An 18,829-nucleotide genomic window follows, 5' to 3' on the forward strand; every position below is an offset into this window, starting at 1 on the left:
CGACGGTATCCGACCACCCCGACAATCCACGCTCGCCCGGCCCCGCTGCGCCTCCGGAGGGGCAGACTGGGGCGATGGTCTCCTCGGTCGCGGTGCTGTCCGACATCCACGGCGTGCTGCCCGCGCTCGACGCGGTCCTCGCCGAACCCGACGTGCAAGCCGCCGACCTGGTGGTCCTGTGCGGCGACCACGCCGCCGGACCGCTGCCCCGGCACACGCTCGACCGGCTCGTTTCGCTCGGCGACCACGCGGTGTGGGTGCGCGGCAACGCCGACCGCGAACTCGTCGCGCTCGCCGGCGGCGGCACGACGAAGATCCCGGATCCGATCGCCCCGTGGGCGGCCGCACAGCTGCGGCCGGACCAGGTGGCGCTGCTCGACGGGTTGCCGCTGACGGTGACCCTGGAAGTCGACGGCCTCGGCGAAGTGCTGTTCTGCCACGCCACTCCGCGCGACGACGAAGAGGTCGCGCTCGTGGACAGCCCGTTGTCGCGCTGGGCGGAAGTCCTGGACGGCGTCACGGCGGAAACGGTGGTGTGCGGGCATACCCACATGCCGTTCCTGCGATTGGCCGACCGGTGCCGGATCGTGAACCCCGGAAGCGTCGGGATGCCTTACGGCACAACAGGTGCGCACTGGGCGCGGCTCGGCCCCGGGGTCGAACTGCGGCGCACTGCTTACGACGTCGAGGCGGCGTGCCGGACGTTGGCGGAAACCTCGGAGTATCCAGGAATCCAGGGCTGGAACGACGATTACCTACGGAATCCGGCGTCGGATGCGGAAGCGTTGCGGGTCTTCAGCCCACGCGCTCGCGGAACGAACGCCACATGATGACCGCGGCGTAGGGCAGGAACTCGCGTCCGCGTCGCCAGAGCCAGGGCACGCCTTTGGCCACCAGCCAGCCGAAATGGGCGGCTGCGCTTGGTTCGACGCCGCCGGAGCAGGTGAGGCTCACCGGTTGCGGCACCTCGAAACCCGCTGCTGCGGCAAGAGTGGTGAAGCCTTGGGCGAGCATGCGGTGGCCCAATTCGGACGGGTGCAGGCGGTCGACGCTCCAGACGGTGAGGTCGTAGGCACCGGGGAGGGTGTCCAGGTTCAGGCAGGTGATGCCTTCTGCCTCGGCAACTCGGTCGATTGCCTCGTTCAGTTCTGTGACGCGGGCGCTCAGGGCTCGCTTCAGCGACGGTGGGAGGCGGAAGACCTTGCTGTGGTCGTGGAAACGCACGGGGAGGACGGTGGTGCCCAGTGCGGTGAGTTCACGGACGATGACGGTGAGGTCCGCGGCGACGTTGTCCGGGTTGAAGTCCGGGCGGAGGGTGTCGTTCATCCCTACTACGACCAGGGCGATGTCCGGACGGTGGGCGATTGCCAGCGGGAGTTGTTCGGTGCGGACGCAGGCCATGCGGGCACCGGTGAAGGACGGGTTCAGGTAGCCGGTTTTTTCGACGCCCAGGGCTTCCGCGACCAGCGGGCCCACGCCGCGCCATCCGGCTCGGTTGGGGAGGGGGTCGCCCAGGCCGACGGCGGTGGAGTCGCCCAGGACTGCCAGGCGGGCTGCTCGGCGAGGGGGTTTTTCGGGGTGGGTTGGGGGGTGGGTTTCGGGGTGGGCGGGGGTTGGTTCTGGGGTGACTCCGACGCTGATCACGGTCACGGGCTAGACCATCCGGTATGGAGGCTCACCGCTGGTGATGGGGAGGTAACGCGGCATGGACGGAGGTGGGAACTTCGGGTACTTCGTGGTCTGGGGGTGCGGGGGTTCGGCTCGTCGCCTGGCGGCGACATTGCTCTTGATGGGTTGCGTGGGGCACCCCGAAGCTCGATTGTGCTGACGGTCTGTGGGTGCTTGTCAAGGCGGGAAAGATGCCTTGACAAGCACCCACAGACCGCAGGGAGGCTTCGTATCGGGGTTGGGGGGAGGGCTGGGTGCCTCGCTGTTTTGGTGCGGCGGCGGCGGTTTTGGGGAGTGTGATGGGGCTAGCGCCCCAATGCTGCGGTAGGGCCCGCATCGGGGCGGTGGCGGAGGTCCGTGCAGGTGGCCCTCACGGGCCTCCTGGGTGGGTCAGCGGAAGGCTGGGTAGAAGGCCAGGTCGGCGTGCGGGCCCAGGCGGGCGGCTAGGGCTGCGGCGACTCTTGTGGAGTGTTCGGCGACTTCGGTCAGGCGCGAGTAGCCTGCGTGCCTCGCCAGTTCGCGCCACCACGTGACCAGGGCGGCCTCGCGGCTGACCGGGGTGGCGTGCCTGCTCAGGTTCAGTTTCGGGAGCAGGTCCCGGGTGATTTGCCAGACTTGCAGCATTTCGCTGATGGTGAGCTGTTTCGCCAGTTCGACGTCGTCGGCGAAGGAGGGCCAGACGTCGACGATTTCGGCTCGCCAGGCGGCGATCATCGCTTCGCTCATGCCTGCGGGGAGCGCCATCGCGCGCGGGTCCGACACGAACGGCAGGCGCAGGCACGAGGCGTCGACCAGTGCGGTGCGGACCCGGCCGCGTTCGAAGTCCAGGAAGCGGACTCCCGCGCCGGTGACCAGGTTGTTTTCCGGGGCCAGTTCGACCGGGCTGAACGCTCGGAAGGCCGCCGACCTGGCTTGGGCGACGGCTTCGGCGACGCGGTCGCGCACGGGTTCGGGGACGGGCACGTCCAGCAGCTCGGAGAGGAGTTCTTCGACGTCGTCGGCCACGCCTGCCAAGCCGTCGTCGTCGGTTCGCACCGGGCCGCCCAGGCGGCGGAGCAGGGCGTTGAAATCGGCTTCGCGGCTGGCGGTGCTGGCGTGCAGGCGGCCCAGCGAGCGGGCCCAGGACAGCAGGGCTCGCTCGGCTGCCCGGGAGTCGCGGGCGGTCAGCTTGTCCTGCAGGGTGGGCGCGCGGCCCAGGTCTTCGATCACCAGCACGCGGTCGCCGCCGTCGTGGGCCAGGAGTTCCGGGCACATTCGCTCGTCCGGAGCCAGTGCGGTGAACAGCTGGTAGCTCACGGCCTCCTGGGCGAACGGGTCGACCCGGCCGGGTTCCGGCGGGTCCGGATAGTGCTTGACCACCAGGGTGCGCGGCAGCGCGAACGAGGAGGACACGACCCGGGCCCGGACGACCGTTGCCGGGCCGCTTCCGGAGAGGTGCTCGGGCGAGACCAGCGTGATCGCGCTCCCGAACCGGCGCGTGAGCACCGCCTCGCCCGCCGCGACGGCCGCGGCGACTGCGAGTTCCCCGGCTTCCGCCCGGACTCCAGCGTCGCCGGCGGAGGAGGTGTCGACTGTCATTGTCACCGACCCTACTCGTGACTGAGCAACCATGACCACAACGTTCCGGGCGCCGGGACACGCCCGGAATCACCCACGGGAAAGCGGACGCGACAACGCGGCGGAACGTTGCTTGCGTCGGCGAACTATCAGCACAATGGCCGCAGCAAGAACGATTCCGAAGAGGTTGACCAGCAGCTGCAGCACCGAAAAACCGGCCCGGTCCCACCGTCCGGCGACCGCCGCCACCATTGCGTAACCCGCCGCGGGCACGGTCGTCACCGAAATGAACACGCCGACCAGCGCGGCCGATTTCGCCGACGTCATCGCGAGCATTCCGGCCGCCCCGGCGAGCAATGCCACCACGAACGACGCCGGCCCGACTTGATACACGAAATCGACCTGATGGTTGTTGACGATCGCGTGCGGATCGAAGAGGCCGACCGAACTGCCGAGCAGGACGCCGAGCAACGTGATCGCCATCGACACCGGGAACCCGGCCGCCAGCGCGACCCCGGCCCGCCGCACCAGGTCCCAGCGGCCCAGCACCATGCCGACCGCGATCGCGGCGAGCGGGCCGAACTCCGGTCCGACCACCATCGCGCCGACGATCGTGACCGACGAGTCGGTGAGCACGCCGACCGCGGCCAGCAGGCACGCGATGGCGAGGAACGCCTGGAACGTGGCGTTCCACCGCGATTCCTCGCCGGTGCGGCCCAGCAGTTCCTGCCACACGACCGCGTCCGCGCCTTCGCCGGGAGCGGCTTCCTCGGCCGCGTCGGCGGCGTCGGAAAGCGCGGTGTCCAGCGATTCCATGGTGATGCCGCCGCTGCGGTCGAGACCGAGCGTGCAGAGCGCGTCGACGATTTCGTCCGCCGCCTCCCGCGCGACGTCCGCCTCGATGAGGTCGCCCTCCGGCGAGACGGACGCCCCGCGGTGCACGATCAGGTGCGCCGCGCCCGGGTGGGTGCGCAGCAGCTCCAGCGCCTCGTCAGTGCGCTCCGGCGGGCAGATCGCCCTCAGGTGCAGCACCTATCCCACCCCGCCCCGCGAGCCGCCCTCGACGGACCCGCCGCGCGTGGCCACTACTTCTCCTGTGCGGCAGCCGATTTGCTTTGCGGGACAGCTGGTTTCGCGTCGATCCCGGCTTCCTTCCGCTGCTGCGCGGTGATCGGCGCGGGCGCGGCGGTGAGCGGGTCGTAGCCGCCGCCGGTCTTCGGGAACGCGATCACGTCGCGCAGCGAATCGGCCTTGGCCAGCAGCATCACGATGCGGTCCCAGCCGAACGCGATGCCGCCGTGCGGGGGCGCGCCGAACTGGAACGCTTCGAGCAGGAAGCCGAACTTCTCCTGCGCTTCCTCCTCGCCGAGGCCCATCAGCGCGAACACGCGCTTCTGGACGTCCTCGCGGTGGATACGGATCGAGCCGCCGCCGATCTCGTTGCCGTTGCAGACGAGGTCGTAGGCGTAGGCGAGCGCGTTGCCCGGGTCCTGCTCGAACTTGTCGATCCACTCCGGGGTCGGCGAGGTGAACGCGTGGTGCACGGCGGTCCACTTGCCGGAGCCGACCGCGACGTCGTCGCCGATGTCCTCGACCGGCGCGAACAGCGGCGCGTCCACGACCCACACGAACGACCAGGCGTCCTCGTCGATCAGGCCGAGCCGGCGGCCGATCTCGTCGCGCGCGGCGCCGAGCAGCGGCTGCGCGGCGGAAACCTTGCCCGCGGCGAAGAAAATGCAGTCGCCGGGCTTCGCGCCCGCGGCTTCCGCGACGTTCGCGCGCTCGGTCTCGGACAGGTTCTTGGCGACCGGGCCGCCGAGCGTGCCGTCCTCGTTGACCAGGACGTACGCCAGGCCTTTGGCGCCGCGCTGCTTCGCCCACTCCTGCCAGGCGTCGAGCTGACGGCGCGGCTGCGAGGCGCCGCCCGCCATGACGACCGCGCCGACGTACGGAGCCTGGAACACGCGGAACGGCGTGTCGGAGAAGAAGTCGGTGAGTTCGGTGATCTCGAGATCGAAGCGCAGGTCCGGCTTGTCGGAGCCGTACTTGGCCATCGCCTCGCGGTAGGTGATCCGCGGGATCGGGGTGGCGATCTCGTGGCCGATCAGCTTCCAGAGCGCCTTAACGATGGCTTCGCCGACCGCGATCACGTCGTCCTGTTCGACGAAGCTCATCTCGATGTCGAGCTGCGTGAACTCGGGCTGCCGGTCGGCGCGGAAGTCCTCGTCGCGGTAGCAGCGGGCGATCTGGAAGTAGCGTTCCATGCCGCCGACCATGAGCAGCTGCTTGAACAGCTGCGGCGACTGCGGGAGCGCGTACCAGGAGCCGGGCTTGAGCCGCGCGGGCACGAGGAAGTCGCGGGCGCCTTCCGGGGTGGAGCGGGTCATCGTCGGCGTCTCGATCTCGACGAAGTCCTGCGCGTGCAGCACCTCGCGCGCAGTGCGGCTGACCTCGCTGCGCAGCCGGATCGCCGCCGCCGGACCGCTGCGGCGCAGGTCGAGGTAGCGGTACTTGAGCCGGACCTCCTCGCCGACGTCGACCCGGTCGTCGATCGGGAACGGCAGCGGAGCGGCCTCGGACAGCACTTCCAGCTCGGTCGCGAGGACCTCGATCTCGCCGGTGGCGATGTCCGGGTTCGCGTTGCCCTCGGGCCGCTTCGACACCTCGCCGACGACCTTCACGCAGAATTCGGAGCGCAGCGCGTGCGCGCGCTCGGCCATCTCGCCCTCGCGGAACACGACCTGCGCGACGCCGCTGGCGTCCCGGAGGTCGATGAAGATGACTCCGCCGTGATCGCGCCGCCGCGCCACCCAGCCGGTGAGGGTGACGGTCTGACCGGCCTGCCCGGCACGCAGAGTGCCGGCTTGATGAGTGCGGAGCACTGCGACTGCTCTCCCTAGGTCCACGAGGTTCGGTGCGGCGGCGGGCGCGTTCGGCCGAACGCGCATTTCGCCGGATACAGAGGCTAACGAACCCGGCGCCCGGGGGTGCGGGCAGGTTTGGCTCGGGCCTGGCTGGGGTGGCGGGTTCCGGGGCGGAGTGCTGGCGGGCGCGGGTGGGCTGGCTTGTCGGGCTCGGTTCCGGGCACGGGTCGGCTGGGGGCGGGAGGTACCGCCGCCGGGGAGGGGATGGGTGCGGGTCGCCGCGATGGGCTGGGCAGGCGGGCTGGGCAGGCGGGCGGGGCGACGTGCCGGGCGACGTGCCGGGCGACGTGCGGGGCGACGTGCGGGGCGACGTGCGGGGCGACGTGCGGGGCGACGTGCGGGGCGACGTGCGGGGCGACGTGCGGGGCGGGCGGCCCCCGGGCCCGCCCGCCCCGCGCCGAACATCGGGTTCGGCTGGTCCGCCGCTTCGCCGCGTGGACTGCCGGGCTGTGGACCGTCACGCGGGTGCCGGTTCGTCCGCGCCGCCAGGTTGCCGTCAGGGCATGGCGGCGGGGCCGGTTCTCGCCGCGCTCGACCGCGGCGGCCGCCTGGTTCCCGGCCCCGCGATTCTCGGCTCCCGTTCCCCGACTCCCCGTTCCGCGGCTCCTGCCTTCCGTACCCGGCTTCCCGTTCCGCGCTTCTCGGTTCCCGTTCCTCGACTCCCGTTCCGCGCTTCCCGGCTCCCAGCTCCCAGCTCCCAGCTCCCAGCTCCCAGCTCCCAGCTCCCAGCTCCCAGCTCCCAGCTCCCAGCTCCCAGCTCCCGAAGCAGTCTCGCCCGGTTCGGCTCGCCGGACCACGCCGGACCACGCAGGGTCACAGCAGCCGCAACTGTTCCGCCTCCTCCGCGCGTTGTTCCGGCACTTCAGGTTCTGCCACTGCGGCTCCGGTCTCCCTGGAGAAATCCGCTTCCGGCCGGGTTTCCGCGTGCGCTCGGGGAGCCCTCGGATCCAGGCCATGCCGTCGCAGCAGTGGGGCTACCACCGTGGCCAGTCGTTCTCGGTAGCCGCGGTCGACGTAGCTTCCCTTCGCGTACAGGCGGCGGTATCGCGGCACCAGTTCCGGGTACTCCCGTTTCAGCCACGCGGCAAACCACTCCTGCGCGCCCGGCCGCAGGTGCAGCGGCAGCACTGTCACCCTGGTCGCGCCCGCCTCGGCCAGCTGGGCGAAGAGCGGGTCCAAGGCCTCGGGCGAATCCGTCAGGTACGGCAGCACCGGCGCGACCATCACCGAGCACGGCAGGCCCGCCGCGGCGGCCTTGCGGATCAGATCCAGCCTTGCTCGCGGGGTCGGGGTCCCGGGTTCCAGCCGGCGTTGCAGGTCGCCGTCGAGCAGGGCCAGCGACACCGCCAGGTGCACCGGGACGTCCTTTCCCGCCGACTCCAGCAGCGGCAGATCCCGGCTCAGCATGGTGCCCTTGGTGAGAATCGACAGCGGCGTCCCGGAATCCGCGAGAGCGCGGATGATTCCCGGCATCAAGCGGTAGCGGCCTTCGACGCGCTGGTACGGATCGGTGTTCGTGCCCATCGCGACCGGTTCCCGTTGCCAGCTCGGCCGGTTCAGTTGCGCGGCAAGCACTTCCGGGGCGTTGACCTTCACCACGACCTGCGTGTCGAAGTCCCGGCCGGCGTCGAAATCCAGGTACGTGTGGGTATTCCGGGCGAAGCAGTTGTGCGACACCATCCCGTCGGCGAGGAAATCGCCGGTGCCCGTCGTGATGTCGAACAGCGGCAGCTCCAGCCCCAGCGGCGCGATGCTCGTCACGGTGCGCCGCACGCCGCCGATCACGGTGCCGTCCAGCGAGCGTTTCCATGCGACGGCCGGGTCGACCAGGTGCAGGAACCGCAGCACCTCGCCGGTGCCGCCGGTGAGCCGGGCTTGCCTGCGGCCGGGGTGCTGGCGGTGGCCGACGGTGTCGTAGCTGAACGAGAACCGGTCCAGTGCGGCGAACAGCATGTCCACGACTTCGTTCTCGTCGTGCGCGATGGAGAGCGTGCCGCGCCGGTAGCCACCCGCGAGGTCGAAAAGTCCGGCCAGGAATCCGCGCGCCCAGTGCGCGTCCGGTTCTCGCGGGATGCGCATGAAGCCCACGGAGGAACCGAAATCCGGCAGGTAGGCCAGGGCTCGCGCGGCGGCGTCCGCTTCCGCGGCGAAACCGCCGGAGCGCAGCATTCCGCACAGGTACCCGGCACGGTAGCCGAGCGTGTCGTCCAGCGTGCGGGTGAAGCGGCCGGCTCCGACCAGCTCCGTGCCGGGTTCCAGGTGCGGTCGCTGCGCGGTGCCGAGTTTGCTTCCGGTGACGTACTTCCAGCCGCGCGCGCTGAGGAACCGGTGGTCCGGTCCGGCGACGATGCGCGTGCCGTCGTCGAGCGTGACGCGGTACGCCGGACGCACCGTGGTCCAGTGCGCGAGCACCTCGGTGGGCACCAGCCTGCGCGCGACCCCGTGCCCGCGCGTGCCCATGATCCGGTCGCCCACGCGCAGCTCGGCGATCGGCTTCGCGCGACCGTCGGCCATCAGCACCGGCGTGTCGCCTTCGAGGCAGTACGTGCACGCGTGCGAACACCCGCGATAAGGATTGACCGACCACCGGAACGGCACCGCGGACGATTCGGGCACCCGGTTCAGCACCGACCGGGCGCGCACCTCGTGAAAGGTGACGCCGCCGAACTCCGGCGCGCGCACCGAGCGCACCACATCCCCGAAGGCACCGAGACCGGGGAGTGCCGGCTCCTCCTTCCCCGCTCGCAACTGTTCCCAACGCACCCCTACAGTCGAACACACGTTCTAAAGCACTGTCAAACATATGTTCGAACACCCCTCGATCGAGCGAGGCGCGAGCTCAGCCGCCGAACCGCTCCAGCGCGCGGATCTTGTTCGTCGCGTCCAGCGCCGCGACCTTGTACGCCTCGGACAGCGTCGGGTAGTTGAACACCGCGTCCACCAGGTAATCCACCGTCCCGCCGCAGCCCATCACCGCCTGTCCGATGTGCACGAGGTCAGTCGCGCCGGTGCCGAAGACGTGCACTCCCAACAACTTCCGGTCCGCAGTCGACACCAGCAGCTTCAACATCCCATAGCTGTCCCCGGAAATCTGGCCGCGCGCCAGCTCCCGATACCGCGCGATGCCGACCTCGTACGGCACCGAAGACGACGTCAGCTGCGCCTCGGTCGCGCCGACGTACGAAATCTCCGGGATCGTGTAGATCCCGATCGGCTGCAGCGCGCCGATGTCGTTCGCCGGTTCGCCGAACGCGTGGTACGCGGCGAGCCTGCCCTGGTCCATCGACGTCGCGGCCAGTGCCGGGAATCCGATCACGTCGCCGACCGCGTACACGTGCTCTACCGACGTCCGGTAATGCTCGTCGACTTCCAGCCGTCCGCGCCGGTCCGCGGCAAGGCCCGCGTTCTCCAGCGCCAGCGCGGCGGTCATGCCCTGGCGACCAGCCGAGTACATCACCGCGTCCGCCGGGATCCGCTTGCCGCTGACCAAGGTGGTCACGGTGGCGTCGTCGGAGACCGCGACGTTCGCGACCTTCTCCCCGAACCGGAACGTGACGCCGAGGTCGCGCAGCTGGAACTTCAGCGATTCCACGATCTCCGGATCGCAGAAGTCCAGCATCTGGTCGCGCTGCTCGACCACGGTCACCCGCGAACCGAGCGCGGCGAACATCGACGCGTACTCGATCCCGATCACCCCCGCGCCGACCACGACCAGAGAGGACGGGATCTCCTCCATCGCCAGGATCTCGTCCGAATCGAGCACGCGCGCGGCGTCGAAGTCGACCTGGTCCGGGCGCGCGGGACGGGTGCCGGTCGCGATCACGATGTAGTCGCCGGTGATCGTGCGCCGGTCGCCGCGGTGTTTGCCGTCGACCAGGACCGTGTGCGGGTCGGCGAATGAGCCGACGCCGCCGATCAAATCGATGTGGTTGCGCAGCAGCTGCGCGCGCACCACCTGGACTTCCCGGCCGATGACGTGCTGCGTGCGCGCCATCAGATCCGCGATGGTGATGTCCTGTTTCACCCGGTAGCTCGCGCCGTACAGCTCGCGCTGGTTCATCCCGGTCAGGTACAGCACGGCTTCGCGCAGCGTCTTGGACGGAATGGTGCCCGTGTTGACGCACACGCCGCCGACCATGTCGTGCCGGTCGACGACGGCGACTTTCTTCCCCAGTTTCGCCGCCGCGATGGCGGCTTTCTGCCCTCCCGGGCCCGAGCCGATGACGATGAGGTCGTACTCGTATTCGCTCACGGCACTGAGCCTGCGCACCGCCGCCGGTCAGCGCAAGTCCTCAGGAGCGCAAGGCGCCCCGGCGGCGGTGCAGATCGGTGACCGAGCCGAGCGCGGCGTCGACCTCCTCCCGCAGCAAAGCAGCCTGTTGCGCCGCGACGTCCTCCCCCAGCAACGCCGCGACCCGTCCTTCCTCCAGCAACGCCAGCGCCTCCCACGGCGACGACGCCAACTGCCCGCAAAGAGTGCCCGCGTCCGGTGGGGACAGTTGTTCCGCCAGGCCAGCGGTACCCGCAGCGAGCAGCGCGGCGACGACGAGGTGCGGCTGGGCGTCCGCACCGGCGAAGCGGAACTCCCAGCGCGGCGTCTCGCACAACCGGATCGAGGAGGTCCGGTCGTCCGGCCCCCAGCGCAGTTCGCGCGGCGAGAACGGCGCGGTGCGCAACCGGACGTAGCTGTTCCAGGTCGGAGCCCACACCGCGGACAACGCCCTCGCGTCCCGCAGCACTCCGGCCAGAAAAGCCCCCAGCGCGAAACGAAACCCGGCCGGACCATCCGAAGTGGACAGTGACAGGTGGACGTGGCAGGAATTTCCCTGACCGGTTTCCGGCGCGGCCAGATAGTCCGCCCGCGCACCGTGCCGGGCCGCCACCCGCCGGGTCAGCATCTGCAGCAGCAACGCGTCGTCGCAGGCCGCGAGCGCGTCCCGATGCCGCAGGACGACCTCATATTGCCCCGGATGGCACTCCGCCCGCGCCGATTCCACGCCGAGACCGGCCGTCGCGGACCGCAGATCCGCCAGCAGCGGCGCGAGGCGTTCGGTGCCGCCGACGGCGTAGTCCGCTCCGTGCCCGGTGAGCGGATCTCCTTCCAGCGTACGGAAAACCACCTCGTGCTCGATCCCGATCGACGGAACCAGCCCGTGCTCCTCCAGCCGGGCCAGCTGCGTCCGCAACACCGTCCGCGGCGCGAGCCCCGCCGGTTCGCCGGACGGGAACTCCGCGTCCCCGACCACCGCCCACGTCCGGTCGCCAAGAGGAAACGCCGTCGCCGCGTCGAGCCGCACCCGCAGGTCCCCGAACCCGCCGAGATACGGCTTCAGCGGGCCGTTCTCCGGCAGCGGCTCCCGCTCCGGCGTCCAGGCGAAAACGTAGCTGCACACGCCGTATCCGCTGTCCACGACCTCGGCCGCGAACGGCGCGGCCAGCTCGACCGCCGCGAACCGCGCGTGCGGGTCCGGCACCAAAAGCACCAGCCGCGCACCGTCCTCCGCCAGCACCCGACGCAGCACCTCCGCGGCCGCCGTGCCCGCTTCGGCGCGCACGGCCAGCGATCGCGGCCCGACCGGACGGTCGAACGGGCTCACCAGGCGCCGTCCGGATCGGGTGCGTGCAACGGGTTCGGCACCCGGCCCCAGCGGACGTCGAACTCGTCGTCGCGTTCCACCTTGTCGAAGCCTTGCCCGGCGAGATGCTCGCGGTTGAGCGTGACCCGCTCGACGTCCGGCGCGAACAGCCGGCAGGCGTCGAACCGCTCGGCCGCCTCGGGGTTTTCGTCGCGGTAGCGGCCGACCACCTCGCGCACCAACGCCCAGAAATCGCCGCGCGCCAAGCCCAGGTCGTCCAGCAGCAGTTCCGCCCAGAACCGCAGCTGCCCGGAGAAAACCGAGCTGAACAGCGACTGCGCGAGCAGGTGCGCGGGCCAGCGCAACATGTCGGCAGCCGCGTCCGGCGGAAGGTCGGCGTAGCAAGGCAGTTCCTCGTCCAGCAGGTCAACGCCCTGCGCGAAGTCCTTGATCGCGATGCGCAGCGGACGGCCTGCCTGGTCCACCATGAGCACGAGATTCTGGCCATGCGGGCAAAATCCGACGCCGTACTGGAGCAGCCAGTGCAGCAGCGGCGTGAGCAACAGGTCGAACAACCGGGCCAGCCACGTCTCCGCACTCTCTCCGGACTGCGTGATCAGCCTGGTCAGCACGGTCTCCCCGGCAGCATCGCGGTACGGCAGCGCGGCGAACGAGATCGCCTGCTCCCCCTCGGCGAGCCGGGCGACGAGCGGTTCGCGCCACAGCGCACCGAGCGTTTCGTGGAACCGGTACGGCAGTTCCTCCAGCGAACCGAACAGCGGATGCCGGACCGAAACGCTCGCGACCTCGCCTAGCAGCTGGAAGCGGTACTTCTCGGACAGCAGCGGGTCGGCCGCGTCGATCCGGCGCAGCCATTCGGTGACCGACGGACCGGCGAGCGTCGCCGCGGAGTTCAAGCCGCGGTAGACGAGCGTGTTTCGCACGGAGACGGCGGTTTTCACGTCCCGCCGGTCCGGCCGGGAGCGGTTGGCGAGAGTCCTTACTGTCTGATGTGGACGGTAGACGTCGCTGCTCTCCCCCAGCTCGGCCATCCGGCCGGTCGCCAGTTCGGCCGCGTAGAGCGTGCCGATGATTTCGTCGGCCTGCCAAGGATGCACCGGGACCCAGACGTAGTCGGCGGGAGTGCCGAGCTGTGCCGTGCGGGCGGCGAACTCGGCGCGGGTCCGGTCGTCCAGCTCCTCGCGCAGCAAGGTTTCCGCGTCGAGCCCGGCCACGCTGCGGAACTGCGCGAGATCGCGGTGCACGGCGTACCAGCGCAGCCGGATGTCGGCACCGGACTCGGGCGCGTATCGGGCACGGTCGCGGGCGGAAAACCCGACGCGGCCCTTGTTGAGCACCAGCCGGGGATGGCCGGTGAGGTGCCCGTCGGCGAGGTTGTAGTCCATCGTGGACAGTTCGGCGGCGGTCGGGGCGCGCCGCAGCCGGGCGGCTTCGTTGGCGACTGTCGAGGTCAGCTCGGCGAGGACGTCGGCCAGCCGCAGGCCGGTGAGCCCGAGCCGTTCCCGCGCGTCGACGATCAACGTGCGCGGGTCGTCCGCCGGAGCCTCGACCCCGGCAGCGAGCCGGATTGCGCTGCCGGGCAACACTGTCCACGACTCGAACGCGCCTCGGCGTGCTTCGAACCGGTACGAAACGTCGTCGGGCAGGTCGAGGTGCCAGCTGCGGTGTCCGGCTCGCGTCGGTTCGCCAGGCTTCGGGACCAGCATCGCTTCGTAGGACAGCTCGCCGAGCATTTTGTGCGTGACGAGCGAGCCCGCGGCCCGCCAAGCGGCATCGTCGGTCAGGGTCACTGGTTCTCCGTCTGGTTGAGGCCGAATGTGGTGAACGCCGTCCGTTCGGGCAGGTCGTACACCGGTTTTCCGCATACCGCGTTGAGAATCGCCGCCGCCCGCCACGCGCCGAGCCCGAGATCCGGCGCGCCGGGACCGTGCGTGTGCCGTTCCGCGTTCTGCACGAACAACGGTCCGGGCACGTCGAGTTCGACGCGATAATCGGCACCGATCACGAGCCGGCCCCGCGCATCACGGCGGACGGCTTCGCCGAGGCCCCGCAGCAACGGGCCGGTCGGCGTTTCGGCGTAGCCGGTAGCCGCGACCACGGCGGACGTCCGGTGCGTCGCGGTCGTTCCTTGCTGGACATGCCGCAGTCCCAGCTCGATCCCGTCGCCGACGGTCGCGGACACCACCTCGACGCCCGGCGTCAGCACCGCGCCCGGCCAGCCGCCGCCGATGCTCCGGCGGTACAGCTCGTCGTGGATCTCGGCCATCGTCTCGGCGTCGATCCCTTGGTACAGCTGCCATTGCGTCGGGAGGAGCTGGTCGCGCACCGCTTCGGGAAGACCGTGGAAGTACGCCGTGTAGTCCGGGGTGAACTGCTCCAGGCCGAGCTTCGAGTACTCCATCGGCGCGAACGCCGGGGTCCGCGCGAGCCAGCGCAGACCGTCCACTGTGGAGCGGGATCGCAGCAGATCGAGAAACACCTCGGCTCCCGATTGGCCGGAACCGACCACCGTCACCGAATCCGCGGCGATCAGCTCCGGCCGCCGCGTGAGGTAGTCCGCGGAGTGCAGAGCGAGCACGTCCGGCGCGGAAACCAAGGGCTGCAACGGTTCCGGCACGCTCGGCTGAGTGCCGACGCCGAGCACGACCGCCGCCGCCAGCACCGGTTCCGTACCGCTGACGGTCAGCTCGAACGCCTCTTCCCGGTCGATCCAGCGCAGGCCGGTGACCTCGTGCCCGAACCGGCAGGACGGCAGCCGGGACGCGGCCCAGCGGCCGTAGTCGTCGTACTCGGCGCGCGGCAGGTGGAACCGCTCGGAGAAGTAGAACGGCAGCAACCGGCCGCGTTCGCACAGGTAGTTGAGAAAGGAATGGCGGCTGGTCGGGTCGACGAGCGTCACCAGGTCGGCGAGGAACGGCACCTGCAGCGTCGCGCCGTCCAGGAGGAGGCCAGGATGCCAGCGGAACTCGGGACGCGCGTCGAACAGTACGACTTCCAGCTGGTCGAGCGGGTCGGCCAAAGCAGCCAGAGACAGGTTGAACGGCCCGATCCCGACCCCGGCGATGTCGTAACGCCTCACGACGCGACCGGGCTTTCCCGCGTGACCCTCGACCGCAGGTCCGCCGCCACCGTGGCCACCGCGTCGAGCAGGACGCGGTAATCGGCGGGTTTGGCGTGCGGGTGCAGGAGGGTGAGCTTGAGCCACAGCTGCGCCTCGCCGTCCGGTCCGGTCGGCAACGCACCGCGACCGATCACCGCGGTGCCGTCCTCCAGCAACGTCCGGCGCACCTGCGCGACCAGATCGTCTCCAGCCGATCCCGGAAGCTCGTCCGCGGCCACCGGGCGGAAGACCACTGTGGACAGTTCCGGGGCACCCCACGACCGCAGCGCCGGGTGGTCTTCGACCATCGCGTGCACCCCGGAAGCGTTGGCACAGCAGCGTTCCACGAGCGCACCGATCCCGGCGGTGCCGAGGGCGCGCAGCGTGACCGCCATGCGGAACGCGTCCGGCCGCCGGGACGTGCGCAGGGAACGACCGAGCAAATCGGGCAGTCCAGCTTCGGTGTCGTCGTCGGCGTTGAGGTACTCGGCACGGACGGTCAGCGCCTGCAGATCGGTCTCGGCGCGCGCGGCGAAGACGCCGGCGGCGACCGGTTGCCAGCCGAATTTGTGCAGGTCAAGCGCGACCGAATCGGCCAGCTCCAGACCGGCGACCCGGGAGCGGAGGCTTTCGCTGCAGAGCGCGAGACCGCCGTACGCCGCGTCGACGTGCAGCCGCGCGCCGGTCCGGCGGCAGATTTCGGCGATCTCCGGCAACGGGTCGATCCGGCCGGTGTTGGTCGTTCCAGCCGTCGCCACGACCACGGCTTGCGCGCCGAGCGGTGCGAGTGCCTCGGCCAGCGCGGCCGGGACCATGCGGTCGTCGACGCACGGCACCACGACCGGCGCGGGCAGCCCGAGCAACCACGCCGCGCGAGCGACGCTGTGGTGCGAATTCGCCCCGCAAACCGGCCGCGTGACTGCGGATTCGCGGGCGAGCAGCAGTCCGAGGAGGTTGGATTCGGTGCCGCCGGAGGTGATCACGGCGTCCGGGCGGGCGGCGTCCGGGTAGCAGAGCCGGGCGATGCCGGTGGTGAACTCGCGCTCGATCTCGCTCGCGACCGGGGCCTGATCCCAGGAGTCCATCGACGGATTCAGCGCGGAAGCGACGACGTCCGCGGCAACGGAGACGGCCAGCGGCGGACAGTGCAGATGCGCGGCGCACGCCGGGTCGGCGGGGTCCGCGGATCCAGCGGCGAGCAAGGCGGAAAGCTCTTCCAGGGCATGCTCGGCCCCCACTCCGTCCCGTGCGAGCCCGGCGGACGGGGTACGGGCGAGGGCCGCCGCCACCGCGGCCGGGCCGCCGGCGGGAACCGGACCGCCGCGTTCGGCCGCGCCCGCCGCCATCCCGCGCAACGCCGCAGGAAGCAACTGGGCCAGCCGGTCCGCCCCGCCGGGGCCGCCGGCCAGCCACTCCGCCGAAGCGACGCCGGAGGGAGAGGTGACCGGCGCTGAGGGCGCATCCGCCATGGAACCGCCTTTCTTAGGGAAAGCTAGCCTTAGTTTACCCTGCGCAACACTACGGACACCCACCGGCAGCCCGCCAGCGGGGCGGCCACACGAAAACGGCCGGTGCTCCTCCTGGAAGCACCGGCCGTTCCGGAAAGGCTCAACGCACGCACCTCGGTCGGCAGCACCGATCACAGGCACCGCAACATTTCGCGCGCACAGCAGCTACGCCAAAAAGGCTGCCAACTGGACCGAAACGCGGGATCGCGTCGGCGTGTCGAGGAGCAGCGTGCACGGCCCCCAGGGCCGGGTGCGCTGCTCCTCGACACGCCGACTTAAAGGCGATCCCGCCGCGACGGCGGAGCCGGCGCAATCAAACACAGCGATCCCGCCGCGCCGGCGAAGCCGGCGCAATCAAACACGGCAATCAAATAGAGCTCAATTCCCGGTGGATCCACTCGACCTGCAGGCGCATGAGGTTCTCCGCGACCTCCTCGGCCTGCGGTGTCATGTGCGTCGCGCCCGCGAGCGGCAGGAAGCCGTGCGCGCGGCCCTTCGCCAGCAGTGCCGAGGAAAGCCGCAGCGCGTGCGCCGGGAAGACGTTGTCGTCGGCCAGTCCGTGCACGATCAGCAGCGCCCGTTCGAGCGATCCGGCGCTCGCGATGAGCGAGTTGTGCTCGTAGCTTTCCGGTTCGTCCTCCGGCTTGCCGAGGTAGCGCTCGGTGTAGTGGGTGTCGTACAGCGACCAGTCGGTGACCGGCGCGCCCGCGACCGCCGCGTGGAACACGTCCGGCCGCCGCAGCACGGCGAGCGCGGACAGGTAGCCGCCGTAGGACCAGCCGCGGATCGCGACCCGTTCGAGGTCCAGCTCGGGGTGCGCCGCGGCGGCCGCGTGCAGGGCGTCGACCTGGTCGGCGAGCGTGACGTCGGCGAGCTTGCCGGCGATCTCCTTCTCCCACGCCGGTCCGCGGCCGGGCGACCCGCGGCCGTCCACGACCAGCACGGCGAATCCTTGGTCGGCGAGCCACTGCGGGGTGAGGAAAGCGTTGCGGCTCTGGAGAACCCGCTGCGCGTGCGGTCCGCCGTACGGGTCGAGCAGCACCGGCAGCTTGCCCTCGTCCGGCTCGTATCCGCGTGGCAGCACCAAAGCCGCGCGCAGCTGGCGTTCGCCGAGCGTGAGCCAGGTCAGGTTCGGCACGATCTCGGGGTCCACAGTGGACGATTCGATGGAACCGATCTCGATGCCGTCCCGCAGCACGGTCACCTTCGGTCCGCTGTGGTCGAGGCTCCACGAGGACAGCACCGTGAGCGCCGCACTGCCCGAACCGACGTGCACGCCGTCCGTTGTGGACAGTCGGCTTACCGAGTCGCCTTCAGTGCGATACACGTGGATCTGCGTCGGGTCGTCTTCCGAAGCGGTGAAAAGGACTTCCTCGCCGACGTGCAGCACCATCCGCAGCTGCATCCCCGGCGGCGTGACGGGCTTGCCGTCCACCAGGAGCCGGTGGTCGCCGTCAGCGGCGCTTTCCACCACGAGCTTGCCGTCCGCGGTCCACGCGGGCACGCCCTGGAAAATCTCGACCCAGTGCTCGTCGGTCTCGGTGTGCACTTCGGCCACCGAGCCGTCGGACGGGTCCAGCGCCAGCACGGTGAGCCGCTTCTGGTCCCGCGGCTGCACGGCCAGCAGCGGCTTCCCGCCCGCCGACCAATGCACGGTGACCAGGTACTCCCAGTCGCCTCGGGCCACGTCGACGCGGCTGCCGTCCAGGCCCAGCACGGCCAGCGACACCTCGGCGTTCGGCGAGCCCGCCGACGGGTACGCCACGACGTTCGCCGGCTGCTGCGGATTCGCCGGGTCGCCGATCGTCCAGCGCGGCACCGGCCCGCGGTCCGCGCGCTCCGCGAGCACGCTGCGCCCGTCCGGCGCCCACCAGTAGCCGCGGGTGCGGTCCATCTCCTCGCCCGCGATGAACTCCGCGAGCCCCCAGGTGACGTCCTCGTCGTCCTCGCCGGCGAGCTCGCGGTCCTCGCCGGTCGCCAGCTCGATCACGTGCAATCGGCGCTCGCGCACGTACGCGACGTGCGTGCCAGTCGGGTTCGGCCGCGGATCGATCACCGACCCGTCGACCAGGATGCGCGTCTCGCCGCTCGCGAGGTCGAGCGTGTACAGCTTGCCCGACAGCGTGAAGGTGACGACGGTGAACGCGTCGTCGACGCCGAAGGCCACCACGCCGCCGCCGGTCTCGCGGGCCCGTTCGCGGCGCGCCCGCTCCTCCGGCGGCAGGTCCTCGTCGCCGGACACCAGCTCGGCGGCGTCGATCAGCTTCGTCTCCTCGCCGGTGGCGAGGTCGAACGACCACAGGCTGTGCCGCGGATCGGTGCCGGTGGCGCTGCGCAGGAACAGCACCCGCGAACCGTCCGGGGCGACCCGGAACTGCTTGGGCGCGCCGAGAGTGAACCGCTGGGTGCGGGCCTGCTGGCGGAGGAACGGAACGTCTTCGAGTGCGAAATCGGTCACGACCAGCACTCTTTCAG

General features: G+C 70.6%; 12 protein-coding genes. 1 reads left to right on the top strand and 11 read right to left on the bottom strand.

Annotated features, from left to right (window positions below; genetic code table 11):
- Positions 1 to 74 precede the first annotated feature (74 nt).
- Complete coding sequence (locus F9C12_RS10875; RefSeq protein WP_409465775.1) at positions 75 to 830, top strand: metallophosphoesterase family protein; 756 nt, start codon at positions 75 to 77, stop codon at positions 828 to 830.
- Here F9C12_RS10875 and F9C12_RS10880 read toward each other — a convergent pair.
- From F9C12_RS10880 to F9C12_RS10930, 11 genes are all read right to left on the bottom strand, one after another.
- The gene (locus F9C12_RS10880; protein WP_409465776.1) at positions 796 to 1,650 is read right to left on the bottom strand and encodes an SGNH/GDSL hydrolase family protein; all 855 of its coding nucleotides are present in this window, start codon (positions 1,648 to 1,650) and stop codon (positions 796 to 798) included. The genes F9C12_RS10875 and F9C12_RS10880 overlap by 35 nt on opposite strands.
- 408 nt (positions 1,651 to 2,058) lie before the next feature.
- Positions 2,059 to 3,246, bottom strand: coding sequence for a phosphotransferase (locus F9C12_RS10885; protein WP_409465777.1), 1,188 nt, complete (start codon positions 3,244 to 3,246; stop codon positions 2,059 to 2,061).
- A 69-nt stretch (positions 3,247 to 3,315) separates the two neighbouring features.
- Positions 3,316 to 4,257 (bottom strand): DUF389 domain-containing protein, encoded by a 942-nt coding sequence (locus F9C12_RS10890; protein WP_409465778.1) that lies wholly within the window; start codon positions 4,255 to 4,257, stop codon positions 3,316 to 3,318.
- Between the two features lie 53 nt (positions 4,258 to 4,310).
- Positions 4,311 to 6,107 carry an aspartate--tRNA ligase gene (aspS, locus tag F9C12_RS10895; RefSeq protein WP_409181864.1) on the bottom strand — a complete coding sequence of 599 codons (1,797 nt, stop codon included), beginning with the start codon at positions 6,105 to 6,107 and terminating at the stop codon, positions 4,311 to 4,313.
- A gap of 855 nt (positions 6,108 to 6,962) precedes the next feature.
- On the bottom strand, positions 6,963 to 8,912 hold the full coding sequence (locus tag F9C12_RS10900) for an intein-containing Rv2578c family radical SAM protein (protein ID WP_409465779.1): 1,950 nt from the start codon (positions 8,910 to 8,912) through the stop codon (positions 6,963 to 6,965).
- 76 nt (positions 8,913 to 8,988) lie between these two features.
- Entirely contained in the window at positions 8,989 to 10,401 is a 1,413-nt protein-coding gene (gene sthA, locus F9C12_RS10905; RefSeq protein ID WP_409465780.1) for a Si-specific NAD(P)(+) transhydrogenase, read from the bottom strand.
- Positions 10,402 to 10,441: 40 nt separating this feature from the next.
- Complete coding sequence (locus F9C12_RS10910) at positions 10,442 to 11,746, bottom strand: glutamine synthetase (protein ID WP_409465781.1); 1,305 nt, start codon at positions 11,744 to 11,746, stop codon at positions 10,442 to 10,444.
- Entirely contained in the window at positions 11,743 to 13,536 is a 1,794-nt protein-coding gene (locus F9C12_RS10915; RefSeq protein ID WP_409465782.1) for an IucA/IucC family protein, read from the bottom strand. The genes F9C12_RS10910 and F9C12_RS10915 overlap by 4 nt, the downstream gene beginning before the upstream one ends.
- Positions 13,533 to 14,825, bottom strand: coding sequence for a lysine N(6)-hydroxylase/L-ornithine N(5)-oxygenase family protein (locus tag F9C12_RS10920; RefSeq protein ID WP_409465783.1), 1,293 nt, complete (start codon positions 14,823 to 14,825; stop codon positions 13,533 to 13,535). Before F9C12_RS10920 ends, F9C12_RS10915 begins: the two co-directional genes overlap by 4 nt.
- A complete protein-coding gene (locus F9C12_RS10925) occupies positions 14,822 to 16,315 on the bottom strand; it encodes a pyridoxal phosphate-dependent decarboxylase family protein (protein WP_409465784.1) in 1,494 nt (497 codons plus the stop codon). The genes F9C12_RS10920 and F9C12_RS10925 overlap by 4 nt, the downstream gene beginning before the upstream one ends.
- Positions 16,316 to 16,721: 406 nt before the next feature.
- Positions 16,722 to 18,812 carry a prolyl oligopeptidase family serine peptidase gene (locus F9C12_RS10930; RefSeq protein ID WP_409465785.1) on the bottom strand — a complete coding sequence of 697 codons (2,091 nt, stop codon included), beginning with the start codon at positions 18,810 to 18,812 and terminating at the stop codon, positions 16,722 to 16,724.
- Positions 18,813 to 18,829 lie beyond the last annotated feature (17 nt).

The organism is Amycolatopsis sp. GA6-003 (assembly GCF_046267895.1).
Classification (GTDB): Bacteria; Actinomycetota; Actinomycetes; order Mycobacteriales; family Pseudonocardiaceae; genus Amycolatopsis.

Excerpts from the sequence above, each read along its gene's own strand:
- F9C12_RS10885 (WP_409465777.1), bottom strand. The coding sequence starts at position 3,246 with ATGACAGTCGACACCTCCTCCGCCGGCGACGCTGGAGTCCGGGCGGAA.
- F9C12_RS10925 (WP_409465784.1), bottom strand. The coding sequence starts at position 16,315 with ATGGCGGATGCGCCCTCAGCGCCGGTCACCTCTCCCTCCGGCGTCGCT.
- F9C12_RS10875 (WP_409465775.1), top strand. The coding sequence starts at position 75 with ATGGTCTCCTCGGTCGCGGTGCTGTCCGACATCCACGGCGTGCTGCCC.